Raw genomic sequence first — 12,054 nt, forward strand, 5'->3', positions numbered from 1 at the left:
GGCGGGACCCGAAGCAAGCGAACGGTGGACAACGCGGCGTGCCCGGGGAAACCCGGGCACGTCGTGTTTTTGTACGTATCGGGCGCCATTACGCTGAGGATCGCTTCGCCGGTCGCATCGCGACCTTCGTGCGGGCCTTCTCCGCAGGCCGGCGACGGAACCAGCTGGCCACCAGGTAGAACTCGTCGAGATCGTGCGTGGGGATATCGGCCCCCGAGGGGTCGGCCCCGGTGAACACCTTCGCGGCGAGCGCGCGAAGGGCGGCGCGCTCCTCCGGCGTTTTCGGCGCGGGGACCTCGGCGCGCACCGTGCCGCGTCGCACCAGGTATACCCACTCACGATGATCCGGACCCACCGCGTGGTAGCGGAACGTGAGCCGGTCCACGTTGGCGTGAAAGTGCTGCACGCGTTCGTGCAGCCAGCTCACCAGTGCCAAGCGATCACGGATCACCGCCGCCCGCTCGAAGGCGAGCTGTGCGGATGCCTGTTGCATGGCCATCTCGAGCGTACGCACCGGGGCATCGCTCCGACCGTCGAGAAAGGCGCGCACGGCCACCGCCGCCTCGCGATACGGCTGCGACGCGCCGGCGCCGATGCACGGGCCGGCGCAGGTGCCGATATCGTGGCGCAGGCAGCCCGGCGCCCGGGTGCGACTCGCCCCGCGTCGCGGCTGTGCCGTGGGATCGTCGTCGAACCAGAGCGTGCTGCCGCGACTGGCCGCACTGCCGGTGATACGCACGACGTCATCGTGGACGCAGTCGCGCAGCCCCGTGCCTTCCGCGAGCGCGCGTACCGCCTCGCGCAGCTGCGCCACACGACGGAACGGACCGAATAGCGCGATCGCCGATGGATCGTCGGAACGGGCCACGACGCGTAGCCCCGGCACACTGCCGCCGGTGAGTGCCACGTAGGCGCGCGGCCACTCGTCCTGCACCATCATCGCGTTGAAGTGCGGACGATGCTGCTTGATGAGCCGCAGCTCGCGCAGCAAGGCGCCGAACTCGGTGTTGGTGTACTCCCACTCGATCTGAAACGCGTGGCGAAGGATGCGCGCGCCTTTGTGCCGCCCCTTCGCGCGGAAGTACGACAACAATCGCGTGCGTAACACGCGCGACTGCCCTACGTACAGGATCGCGCCGGAGGGTCCGATCATGCGATAGACGCCGGGCCGGTTCTCGCACCCTTCACGCACCAGCGCCCGCAACTGCTTGCGGTGCGTTGGGGTCGATTGCGGCGGTCGAACGTGCAGGCGAGTGCGCTGCGGGGCGGGCGTGTCCACCCGTTCAAGCTAGAGTGCGCGACGCCCGTTCAGCAACGTGGCCGTTACGCGGTGGCGACGACGGCGGGTGGCGCGAAGGCGCTGTCGTAGTCGAGCGCGTCGCGAAACGCCGCGGCCTGCGCGCGGATCTGCACCAGTTCCGGTTCGGCGATGTTCTTCACGTGCACGAACATCATACGCATGCGTGGATGCGTGCCGAAGCGCGCCTGGTGCGACGCGAGGAAGTCCCAGTACAACACATTTACCGGACAGGCATCAGGACCCGAGCGCTGCTTCACGTCGTAGCGACAGCTGCCGCAGTAGTTACTCATGCGGTTGATGTACGCGCCCGACGCCACGTATGGCTTGGAGGCGAGCGCGCCGCCGTCGCCCCACGTGCCCATGCCCACCACGTTGGGCAGCTCCACCCACTCGTACGCGTCGGTGAAGGCGCTCCAGTACCAGCGCGAGAGCGCCGCCGGCTCCACGCCGATCAGGGTGGCGATGTTGCACTGCACCATGAGCCGCGCGATATGATGCACGCGCCCGTAGTCGCGCACCTGTCGGATGGTGTCGGCGAGGCAACGCATCTCGCAGGCCGCGCTCGTGGCCTGTGATTCGTCGTACGCTTCGCCATCCGGTGCCCAGAACCAGCGCGGCAGCTCGCGCGTGGCGTTGAGCGCGTTCGCGGTGCGGAGCCCCGGCATCAGGTGCCAGTACATGCCGCGGATGTACTCGCGCCAACCCAGGATCTGCCGGATGAAGCCTTCGGCCGAGGCGATGGGGACGAGCCCTGCACGCCACGCGGCTTCGGCTTTGCGCACGCATTCGAGCGGATGCAGCAACCCGACGTTGATAATCGACGACAGCGTGGAGTGCAGCAGATCTGGCGCCCCGTGCACGAGCGCGTCTTCGTACGGACCGAATTCCGGCAGTCGTTCGGCAATGAACCGATCGAGCCACGCCTTGGCATCGGGACGGGTAACGGGCAGTGCGAACGTCTCCACGCTGCCCCAGCGATTCCGCCACGTACGCACGCGGTCCATCTGCGCCCGCGTGATGTCGTCGGGCTCGACGCGCCAGACCTCGGGGGCGGCGCGACCTTTGGGCCACGGCTTCCGGTTGTCGGCGTCGAAATTCCACTGTCCGCCGCTCGGCGTGCCGTCGGACTCCATCAGAATGCCGTGTTTCCGGCGCATCTCCCGGTAGAAGAACTCCATCCGGTGCTCTTTGCGCCCGCGGGCCCAGGTCGCGAATTCCTCACGCGTGGCGAGAAAGCCGCGGTCTTCACGGAGGGTCAGGCTGCGGCCGTCGGCGTCGAGGAGGGTGCGGGCGCGATCGAGCTCGTCGACCATATCCTGCTCGCGGCCTTCGGTGGCGACGACTTTGGCTGCACTGAACTCGGCGGCGGCGGCGGCGATGCCTTCGGCGTAGCTGGTCGCTTTCCGGTAGGCGACACGATAGCCGGCCGCTTCGAGGGCCGCGGCAAAGTGCTGCATGGACGACAGCAGCAGGACGAGCTTCTGTCGATGCCAGGGCAGCGAGGAGCCCTTGGCGACCGATTCGAGCAACAACACGACGACATCGTCGCGGGGTTCACGCGGGATATTCGCGACGGCGCGCGAGGATTCCCATGGGGCGACGAAGGCGAGGGTGGTTGGCATTGGTACTGCGGCGAACGGGAGGGGGGAGGGACGGGGTTCCCGTTTGGCGGGGGGGGCTATGGGCGGTGGACTCTGGGGCTTGGGGCCTTTTGCTGTCGGCCATGAGCCGTGGGCCATGGGCTCTGGGTCATGTCCAGCGTTCAGTCGCCAGTGGTGACCCACGGCTCATGGCCCATGGCTCAAGGCGGATAGCCGATAGCCCAAAGCCCCAAGCCTCGGGAGCTCACAGCCCACAGCCGTCAGTCCGTCTGATCCATGTCGACCTGTCCACTCATCGCCTTCGACACGTGCGACCAGCTCATCCCCACCGCGAGCAGCACCGACAGGCAGAGCAACACGACATACGAAATCCCGCGGGCCGATCCGGCGCTGACGATGCCGAAGTCGAGGAGGATCCACACCAGCGCGCCCGAGATCGCGATGACCAGCGCGGCTCCGCCCATACCGATCGATCGGCGGGTGGCGTTCAGGAACACCCCCCATCCTCCCAACAACAGGATGCCGACCAGAAACTTGACCGATGCTGGTCCAGTGCTTGTGGTATGTCCTAATAGTGGCGCGATAGCCCAGTGATAAAACGAGTATCCCTCGGGATTGTACGTCGCAAACACCAGGATGAGGGCGGCGAAAAGCCGAGTGGCGATGCCGCCGGGACCGGGTCCGTTAGCCATGCGCGGGTCGGGGAAAGAGACGTGTCACGAGGGCACCGACGCACCAGGCGGCGGTGAGGAGGACCAGCAGGAACTTGATCGAGGCAGCGACGCCCGCCACCAGCGCCAGCGGAGTCGAGGCACCGGTGACTAGTTCGCGCCAGAGGAGCGCGTTCTCGAGCGCGTCGAGCGGGATGCAGACCAGCACGGCGGCGGCCAGACGGGCGCCGATTCGCTGAAGGTCCGATCCGTCATCGCGTCGCAGCAGTTGGACGAGGCCGCGCAGCATGAAGGGGTAGACCAGGAGAAACGCCACGTCGACCCCAAGACTGACGAGTGCGCTTTCCTTCACACCCATGCTGTCCCACACGCTGAGCATGTCAGCGGCGCGGACCTGCGTGAACGCGAGCTCGAAGCCGACGATCCCCCACGGTGTGTCGGGGGATGTGAGTGCGCCGTCGATGAGGCGCAGCTGGACCATGAGCACCAGGGATAGCGTCGCCAGGAAGAGCCAGCCGAAAAACCGCATGGCACCAGAGTAGTGTGCAGGCGTCGCGGGCGGAACAGCGCTGTGGTATCTCTCGTATATGCGACCGGATGCGTTCCTCACGAGTGACGCCCTGCTGGGTGTGGCGATCGGACTCGGTCTCGCGGCGGCCGCGGGCTTTCGGGTGTTCGTGCCGTTGCTGGCGGCGGCGATTGCGGCCAAGACCGGGGTGCTGGAGCTGTCGCCCGGCTTTTCCTGGCTAGCGACGACGCCGGCCATCGCGGCGCTTGCCATTGCCACGTTGCTCGAAATCGGCGCCTATGCGGTGCCGTGGATCGACCAACTGCTCGACGTGATCGCGACGCCGACGGCGTTGGTGGCCGGCATGCTGGCGGCGGCGTCGGTAGTGGTAGACTTGCCGCCACTCGTGAAGTGGAGCGTGGTGCTCATCGCGGGCGGAGCGGCCGGCATCACGCAGGGCGCCTCGGTACTCACGCGCTTCAAGTCGACCACGCTCACCGGCGGTGTGGGGAATCCCGTGGTGTCGACCATGGAGCTGATCGGCGCCGTGCTCACGAGCGTGCTGGCGATCTTCCTGCCGCTCGTGGCGCTGTTGGCCGTGGTGCTGTCGCTGGTGTTGGTGACGCGAAAAGTCGGACGCCTCGCGTTTGGTCGTCGGGCCGCGCGCGCCATCGCGCCGCCCAGCGCCCCGCCGGGCTCAGGCCCGCCGCGCATTCCGCGCGGTGGCCGCTAGAGGCGGTGGCCGCTAGACGCAGTGGCCGCTAGACGCAGTGGCCGCTAGACGCGGTGGCCGCTAGACGCAGTGGCCGCTAGACGCGGTGGCCGAGCGTCGCTCTTACCGGTACTCGCCCCTACCGTCCCGCCGAAAACCCTTCGCGCTGCAGCGCCTCCACCACCCGCGAGCGCAGGGCATTCGCGTCAGGGGCGTCGGTGCCGACGGCCTCGCGTTGGCTCGATGACAGCGCACTGAGAAACGTGCGGGCGAACTGAAAGTGCTCGACGCACGCCGCGCAGCGCTCCACGTGCGCCGACACTTCGGCCATGCGCGTAGCATCGAGCTCATGGTCGAGATAGTCCCAGAGCCGCTGTACGGCCGTACGGCAGTCGATCGGCTCCGTGGCGACGTCGGTGGATGTGGTCATTGATCGGGGCCGGTTGACGTGTTGGAGACTGCAGCCTTGGTGACGCCAAGATCTCGGGCATACTCGAACAGCTGTTCCTGCAACAAGCGACGCGCGCGAAACAAGCGCGACCGGATCGTGCCGACGGGCACCTCGGCCACCTGCGCCGCCTCCTCGTACGACAGTCCCTCCACATCGACCAGCGTGACCGCCGCCCGATACGGCGCGGCGAGCTGCTCGATGGCGTCGCGGATTGCCGGACCGACATCGATGCTGCACACGTACGCATCGAGCCCCGTGCGTTGCGCTGCCACATGCCCCATCACGGCGCCCATCGTTTCCAGCTCGGCGTCGCCGCCGTCGCTGGAGAGCACCACCCGCTGCTCGCGCTCGTGAATGCGGAGAAAGGCGTGATGACAGATGCTGAATAACCAGCGTCGCACGTCGGAGCCCTGCTGAAACGACGCGTAGCCGCGATACGCGCGCAGGAAGGTTTCCTGCACGAGATCGTCGGCTGCGCTGTCGTTACGGGTAAGGGACCGGGCAAAGCGCGCGACGTCGGGAAGACAGGTCAACGCACGTCGCTCGAATTCGGCGTCGCGATCGGTCATGCCGCACGTAGCCCGGTCGGAGGCGGAAAGTTCCCGGGAACTCGGACCGGCGGTCGGGTCTACGTGAAGGCATGTCCAGCTCCCGCCGTCATCACCCCATCGCCCGGATCACCCATTGGGTCAGTGCCATCGCACTGACCGTGATGGCGGCCTCCGGTATGCGCATTTTCAACGCCGCGCCGTTCTTCGCGCGAAAAGGCGACGCGCCGTTTGCGTGGTGGCCGTGGGAGGGCACGCCGATTCCCGCCGTGCTCACCCTCGGCGGCTGGCTCGGCGGGGCGCGCCACTGGCACTTCGCCATGATGTGGCTGCTGGTAGCCAATGCGCTGGTGTATCTCGTGCACCTGTTCCGGCACGGACGGTGGCGTACGATCGTCCCGCGCGTGAATGCCTGGCGCGACGCAATCGAGATGGCGCGCTTCTACCTGTATGTCCGTAAGGACCATCCGGTGCAGGGCAAGCACAACGCGCTGCAGCAGTACGCGTACACCAGCATGCTGCTGATCGGCGCCGTGATGGTGACGAGCGGTGTGGCGATCTGGAAGCCGGTGTCGTTGTCGTGGCTCACCAATCTGTACGGCGGCTATGCGCTGGCACGCTGGTGGCACTTCGCCGCCATGCTGGCACTCGGGCTGCTCGTGCTGGTGCACGTGATCATGGTGTTCACCGTCGACCCGTATGCACTGCGCGCGATGACGACCGGCGGCTACGACGAAGACCGGTGGTCGCCGGAAGCGCGCAACGCGCGCCCGCTGTCGAACCTGCTGCCGCGGAGCAAGAAGCCATGAGTGGACCCACCGACCGTCGGATGTTTCTGCGACTGCTCAGTCTTGGGATAACGGCCCCACTGATCGCCGCGTGCAACGCACAGGGTACGCCGGGCATGCTCCAACTGCTCGATCTCGTGGGCACCAAGAACGAGAAGCTGGAGCGCTGGCTGCTGAGTCGCGCCGGCAATGACCGCGTAAAGCCCGGCGTGCGCACGGCGGGCGCGAAATTTCCTAGCTACTTCATTTCCGACAGTGTGCCGACGTGGGACCCGGCGGTGTCTGGTGCGTGGCAGCTCGTCGTGGATGGCGCCGTCCGCACCCCGCTGCGACTCGATCTCGCACAGCTGCAACGACTGGCCACGCGCACGCAGACGGTGAATCACTACTGCGTGGAGGGATGGACCGCCGCCGTCAAGTTTCAAGGGGTACCCATGTCCACGCTGGCCAAGATGGCGCAGCCCACGCGCGATGCCGGCTTCGTAGACTTCTCGTCGTTCGACGAGGGCTACCACGAAAGCTGGGACATCGAGAGCACGATGCATCCGCAAACCATGGTCGCCATCGCCAAAGACGGAGAGCTGTTGTCACCGCGCTATGGCGCACCGGCGCGCGTGCACTCACCGGTGAAGCTGGGCTACAAGAACACCAAGTACCTCACGCGCATCACCTTCATGCCGAAGGCGAACGGCGGGTACTGGAGTGACCTCGGTTACGAATGGTACGGCGGAACGTGAGGTGCCTACGGCGCTACACCGGCTTTGCTACCATGCACCACACCGCGTAGAGCAGCGGCGCGGTCGCTGTCCATCCGGCGACGTTCCATCGCGTGTAGGCGCGCACCAGCAGCGTGTCATCGTCCTGACTCGTGCCACTGCGGAGCATGACGCGCTGCGCCGGCACCAGCCACACGAGCCACATGATGGTCGAGACGGCCAGCGCTACGACTGCCTGGCGGATCCACGGCGTTCCCCACAGCGGATAGCCGCGGCCGATGGCCAGCGACACGCCGGTGATCGTGAGCAGCGCGCCACCGCCTACGGTAAAGAGCCAATCGGTGAGGACAATCGCACGCGCCGCGACCCCGAAATCGTGGGTGTGGCGCGCACGGAAAAAGATCGCCGTCCAGATGCCGGTCACGATCACGTTGCCGACGAACAGGATCGCCGCCAGTACGTGCAGCGCCTTGAGCGACGACAGCAGCGTGGGGGACACGCGCCTTACGGCTTGACCGGCGTGATCACGATGTTGCGATACTCCACCGTGGTATGATCGCCCTGCAGATAGATCGGCCCCGGTGCTCCTTCATCGCTGTCGAGCGCACCGCCGGTGATGCCGGGAATGACCTGATCGGCGATGACGGTCTTGCCGTTGAGCACCACCGTCACGCGACGACCGATCAGCGTGATGTCATACGTGTTCCACACGCCTGGGCCCTTGGCCGCGTTCTCATTGGGCACCAGAAATCCATACACGCCGCCGATGTGGGTGGAGTTGAGCTCAGCGTCGCTGATATCCTCAACCTGCACTTCATGCCGACCGCGCAGATACACGCCACTGTTGCCGTTCTTCGGGTAGCGGAACTCGATGTGCAAGGTGAAGTCGGTGAACTTGGCGTCGGTCATCAGATTGGCGCCTGGCTTGGTGTTGGTGAGCACCGAGCTCACCACCTTCCAGTTGTTCGTACCGCCGAACGACCTCCACCCACTGAGATCGCGACCGTTGAACAGCGTCACCGGCGCGCCCCACACCGGCGCGACCGTACGACGTAACGCCGGCGCGCGTTTACCCGTAAACGATTGACGTTCGCCGCCCGATGTCACGATGGTCCCGGTGAGCATGTCGTTGGCCAGCGTGCCTTCGAACGTCATGTCCTTGTTCGCGGCGTCCCACTGCGGCGGGATGGCGAAGCGCATCGTGTTGTCGGCGTACGTGACTTTGGCAATCGGACGCGCACTGCCACCGCCGGCCACGAAGCGGCCCACCAGCGTGCGATTGCCCGACAACGAGACTTCCACCCACGACGGATACGGCCCATTGGCACCTTGCACCGTGAGATCCCATCGTCCGATCACGGGAGCATTGGCCTGCGCACCAGCGGTCGTTGAGAGCGAGGCGACAAGGGCAGCACTCACGATAGCAAAATGGCGGGTCATCCGGTTGATCCTTTGGAAAGTGTAGGGCGCGCCTCCGCGGAGACCGACAGAGCGGCGCGATGAATGGCGGCGCGAATGCGTGGGTAGGTGCCGCACCGACAGAGATTCGCCTGCATGGCTGTGTCGATGTCTTCATCGGTCGGTGTCGCTTTCGCGTTCAGCAGTGCCACGGCCGACATCACCTGTCCCGACTGACAGTACCCGCACTGCGGCACGTCGAGCGCGGCCCAACTGCCTTGTACCGCTTCCGCCACCGGTCCGCGGAGTCCTTCGATGGTGGTGATCGCCTTGCCGGCAGCGGCCGACACCGGCGTGACGCACGAGGGCACGGGCACGCCGTTTACGTGCACCATGCACGCACCGCAGGCCGCGATGCCGCAGCCGAACTTCGTACCCGGTAGCCCAAGCGTCTGGCGCAGCACCCAGAGCAACGGCGTGTCAGCATCGACAGTGACTGACGCAGGAGTGCCGTTCACCACCAGCGCGATCGGCTCAACGTCGGGCGCCGTCATGACGAGGCCTCACTCGGCATACGCAACGGCAGCGAGCGCAGGCGCGTGCCGGTGAGCGTGAACAGCGCGTTCGCCACGGCGGGCGCGATAGGTGGGAGTCCCGGCTCGCCGACACCAGACGGCACGTCGAGACTGAGCACAATGTGCGTTTCGATCACGGGACACTCGTCGATGCGCAACAGGCGATATTCGTGAAAGTTCGACTGACGCGGCGTACCGCCCTCGATCACCAGCTCGCCGTTGAGGGCCGCCGAGAGTCCGTCGATGATACCGCTTTCGATTTGCTGCGTGATGATGTTCGGATTCACCGCGAGTCCACAGTCGACCGCGGCCACCACGCGATGCACACGAATGCGTCCGTCGGCCGCCACTGAGACTTCCGCGACTTCTGCTACGATCGAGCCGAAAGCGGCGTGCAGCGCGATGCCCCGCGCACGGGGGCGGCCATCAGGTGCCGGCGCGAGCGGTGTACCCCATCCACTCTTCTCCGTCGCAAGCTGCAACACGCGCAATGCGCGCGGATGAGACTGCAGCATGGTGGCGCGATACGCCGCCGGGTCCTGCTTGGCCACCGCTGCGAGTTCGTCGATGAAGCTCTCCACGAAGAACGCGTGATGCGAGTGCCCCACGCTGCGCCACGAGCCTACCGGAATCGCACTGTCGGTCTCACTGTGCGACGCGTGCAGTGCGGGAAAGGCGTAGGGTTGATCCCACGTGCCTTCGCTCGACGTGCGATCGGGCCCCGACTGCGTGAGCAGGAACCCGACGCGCTTGCTGTACGCCTTGAATGGCGCCTGCCCGGCCGAGTGTGCCACGAACGCGGTCACGCGACCATCGGCGTCGAGCGCCGCGCGCAAGCGCGACACGGTGGCCGGACGATAGAAGTCATGTCGCATGTCGTCTTCGCGCGACCAGATCACCTGAACGGGCACTCCCGGCGCCGTCTTCGCGATCGCCGCCGCCTGGGCAACGTAGTCCACGTCGAGCCGTCGACCAAAACCACCACCGAGGATGTGCTGATGCACGGTGACCCGTTCGTCGTCGAGGCCGAGCACGTGCGCCACCGCAGCGCGCGCGTAGCCTGGCACCTGCGTGCCGGTCCACAGCTCGGCCCCGTCGTTCGACACACGCACCGTGGCGTTCATCGGCTCCATCGTGGCGTGCGCGAGGTACGGCGCTTCGTACGTGGCGTCGACGGTGCGTGATGCCGCCGCGAGTACCTTCTTGGCGTCACCGAAAAAGCGCAGTGGCATGCCGTCGTCGTTGCGCAGGGTGTCGCGAATGTCCTGCAGCACCGTTACCGTCGACACCGCGCTTGCGCCCGATGCGGTCGCCGATGCCAGCGCACCCGCCGCCTTGTGCGCCTGCCACCACGACTCGGCCACCACCGCCAGTGCCGGTGGGTCGCCGTACCTGCTGCCGGGCAGCGACACGACCGCGCGCACACCGGACATCGCGCGGCTCTGGGCCATCTGCGCCGCCGTCACGGATGGTGCCGTGGTGGCGCCGAAGGGACTCATGAGCACGGCCGCATACAGCATGTTGGGCAACGACGCGTCGATGCCGTAGGTCGCGGTGCCGTTCGACTTGGCCGTCGAATCGAGACGCGGCATCGGTTTCCCGACGACAGCGAAGTCGGCGGCGGCCTTGAGTGTGATCTCACGTGGCCTGTGCGACACGGCGCGCGACGCCAGCTCGCCGAAGCGCAATCGACGGCCGTCCGTGCCGATCACCGCACCCTGTTCGGTGCGGCAGGTTGATGCCGCTACGCCCCACGTGGCCGCCGCGGCGGCGATGAGCGACGCCCGCGCCGACGCCCCGGCTTCGCGCATCGGCATCCAGCAATCGCGCACACTCGACGATCCACCCGTCATCATTACGCCCAGCTCACGCGCCGTCTTGGCCATCATCCAGCGGATCCCGCGCACGAGCGTGCCGTCGGCTTCGGGAGCGAAGGGCAGGCCTTCCACCAGCGCTGACACGTTACCGTAGATCTTGTCGATCGGGCTGTGCTCCACCCGCACGCGGGCCCAATCGCAATCGAGTTCTTCGGCCATGAGCATCGCCAACGCGGTGTGCGTGCCCTGACCCATCTCGGCTTTGGGCACCACCACGGTGATCGTGTCATCGGGGGCGATGGTGAGCCAGCCGTTGAGCGCGACGGCCTTGCCGCCGGTATCGGTGCCACCGCTTTCGGGAAGCGTGCTTCCGACGAGTCGCTGACGCGGGGGGAGCAGCGCCCAGCCCAGGAACAGCGCACCTCCGGTACCCAGCCCAGCCAGCAGAAAGGTGCGACGTTTCATGTTCTCAGCGGCTCGGCGTCATATTGTTCTCTGCTCCACCTGAAGATGCGGCACGAAGCCCCCGCCGACTACTCCCCGCCTTTCTACGCCAGATCGTTCATGTCCTACGTGTCCCGCACTCTCCTGCTGCTGACCACGATCGGTTGTCTGGCCTGCAGTGAGAAGGCCGCACCGGTTGCCAAGTCTCAGACGCTCGGTCCGGAAGACATGCAGCTCGTGTCGTCGGACAAGAGCTTCGCGCTGGAGCTGATCGGTGATTCCGTCCACGTGTACATGCCGGGGAGCCGGGTGAGCGTGCCGTCGACCTACATCGAGAACATGAAGTACGCCGACGGACGACTGCGGTTCGACATCCGCGGACTGGGCGTGCGGATCTTCGAAGTGGGCGACGGTACTGAGCAGGGCGCCGCCATCAGTCAGCAGGAGGCGCTGTTGTTCATGTCGGCCGTTACGCGCAATCAGGCCAAGCAGGAGAATGCGGGCAAGTAAGAAAGCCTGGTGTAC

At 66.4% G+C, this 12,054-nt stretch carries 14 protein-coding genes; 4 read left to right on the plus strand and 10 right to left on the minus strand.

Features of this window, described 5'->3' with window-relative positions; all coding sequences use genetic code 11:
* Positions 1-88: 88 nt before the first annotated feature.
* From HKW67_RS16265 to HKW67_RS16280, 4 genes are all read right to left on the minus strand, one after another.
* Positions 89-1,279: a UvrB/UvrC motif-containing protein gene (locus HKW67_RS16265; protein ID WP_171226393.1), complete on the minus strand. Its 1,191-nt coding sequence runs from the start codon at positions 1,277-1,279 to the stop codon at positions 89-91.
* Between the two features lie 44 nt (positions 1,280-1,323).
* On the minus strand, positions 1,324-2,922 hold the full coding sequence (locus tag HKW67_RS16270; protein WP_171226394.1) for a cryptochrome/photolyase family protein: 1,599 nt from the start codon (positions 2,920-2,922) through the stop codon (positions 1,324-1,326).
* A 239-nt stretch (positions 2,923-3,161) separates the two neighbouring features.
* Entirely contained in the window at positions 3,162-3,593 is a 432-nt protein-coding gene (locus tag HKW67_RS16275) for a DUF6524 family protein (protein WP_171226395.1), read from the minus strand.
* Positions 3,586-4,101: a hypothetical protein gene (locus HKW67_RS16280; protein ID WP_171226396.1), complete on the minus strand. Its 516-nt coding sequence runs from the start codon at positions 4,099-4,101 to the stop codon at positions 3,586-3,588. Before HKW67_RS16280 ends, HKW67_RS16275 begins: the two co-directional genes overlap by 8 nt.
* Positions 4,102-4,159: 58 nt before the next feature.
* Here HKW67_RS16280 and HKW67_RS16285 point away from each other — a divergent pair, with 58 nt between their 5' ends.
* Entirely contained in the window at positions 4,160-4,813 is a 654-nt protein-coding gene (locus HKW67_RS16285; RefSeq protein WP_230981037.1) for a DUF4126 domain-containing protein, read from the plus strand.
* 118 nt (positions 4,814-4,931) lie between these two features.
* On the opposite strand, the gene HKW67_RS16290 is transcribed toward HKW67_RS16285, so the two are convergent.
* Together HKW67_RS16290 and HKW67_RS16295 are read right to left on the minus strand one after the other, a co-directional pair.
* Entirely contained in the window at positions 4,932-5,222 is a 291-nt protein-coding gene (locus HKW67_RS16290) for an anti-sigma factor family protein (RefSeq protein WP_171226397.1), read from the minus strand.
* Positions 5,219-5,812 (minus strand): sigma-70 family RNA polymerase sigma factor, encoded by a 594-nt coding sequence (locus HKW67_RS16295; protein WP_171226398.1) that lies wholly within the window; start codon positions 5,810-5,812, stop codon positions 5,219-5,221. The genes HKW67_RS16290 and HKW67_RS16295 overlap by 4 nt, the downstream gene beginning before the upstream one ends.
* A 71-nt stretch (positions 5,813-5,883) precedes the next feature.
* Between HKW67_RS16295 and HKW67_RS16300 the strand changes: the two genes are divergently transcribed.
* Positions 5,884-6,600 carry a cytochrome b/b6 domain-containing protein gene (locus tag HKW67_RS16300; RefSeq protein ID WP_171226399.1) on the plus strand — a complete coding sequence of 239 codons (717 nt, stop codon included), beginning with the start codon at positions 5,884-5,886 and terminating at the stop codon, positions 6,598-6,600.
* Positions 6,597-7,316 (plus strand): molybdopterin-dependent oxidoreductase, encoded by a 720-nt coding sequence (locus HKW67_RS16305; protein WP_171226400.1) that lies wholly within the window; start codon positions 6,597-6,599, stop codon positions 7,314-7,316. Before HKW67_RS16300 ends, HKW67_RS16305 begins: the two co-directional genes overlap by 4 nt.
* A gap of 13 nt (positions 7,317-7,329) precedes the next feature.
* Here HKW67_RS16305 and HKW67_RS16310 read toward each other — a convergent pair whose 3' ends face one another.
* The 4 genes from HKW67_RS16310 to HKW67_RS16325 are packed head-to-tail and all read right to left on the minus strand — an operon-like array spanning position 7,330 to position 11,550.
* Complete coding sequence (locus HKW67_RS16310; protein ID WP_171226401.1) at positions 7,330-7,794, minus strand: DUF2269 family protein; 465 nt, start codon at positions 7,792-7,794, stop codon at positions 7,330-7,332.
* Positions 7,795-7,799: 5 nt separating this feature from the next.
* The gene (locus HKW67_RS16315) at positions 7,800-8,714 is read right to left on the minus strand and encodes a 3-keto-disaccharide hydrolase (protein ID WP_230981038.1); all 915 of its coding nucleotides are present in this window, start codon (positions 8,712-8,714) and stop codon (positions 7,800-7,802) included.
* Positions 8,715-8,731: 17 nt separating this feature from the next.
* Positions 8,732-9,247 carry a (2Fe-2S)-binding protein gene (locus tag HKW67_RS16320; protein WP_171226403.1) on the minus strand — a complete coding sequence of 172 codons (516 nt, stop codon included), beginning with the start codon at positions 9,245-9,247 and terminating at the stop codon, positions 8,732-8,734.
* Positions 9,244-11,550: a xanthine dehydrogenase family protein molybdopterin-binding subunit gene (locus HKW67_RS16325; protein ID WP_171226404.1), complete on the minus strand. Its 2,307-nt coding sequence runs from the start codon at positions 11,548-11,550 to the stop codon at positions 9,244-9,246. The genes HKW67_RS16320 and HKW67_RS16325 overlap by 4 nt, the downstream gene beginning before the upstream one ends.
* Positions 11,551-11,649: 99 nt before the next feature.
* Between HKW67_RS16325 and HKW67_RS16330 the strand changes: the two genes are divergently transcribed.
* On the plus strand, positions 11,650-12,039 hold the full coding sequence (locus HKW67_RS16330) for a hypothetical protein (RefSeq protein ID WP_171226405.1): 390 nt from the start codon (positions 11,650-11,652) through the stop codon (positions 12,037-12,039).
* The last annotated feature ends 15 nt before the right edge of the window (positions 12,040-12,054 follow it).

Source organism: Gemmatimonas groenlandica, from assembly GCF_013004105.1.
Lineage (GTDB): Bacteria > Gemmatimonadota > Gemmatimonadetes > Gemmatimonadales > Gemmatimonadaceae > Gemmatimonas > Gemmatimonas groenlandica.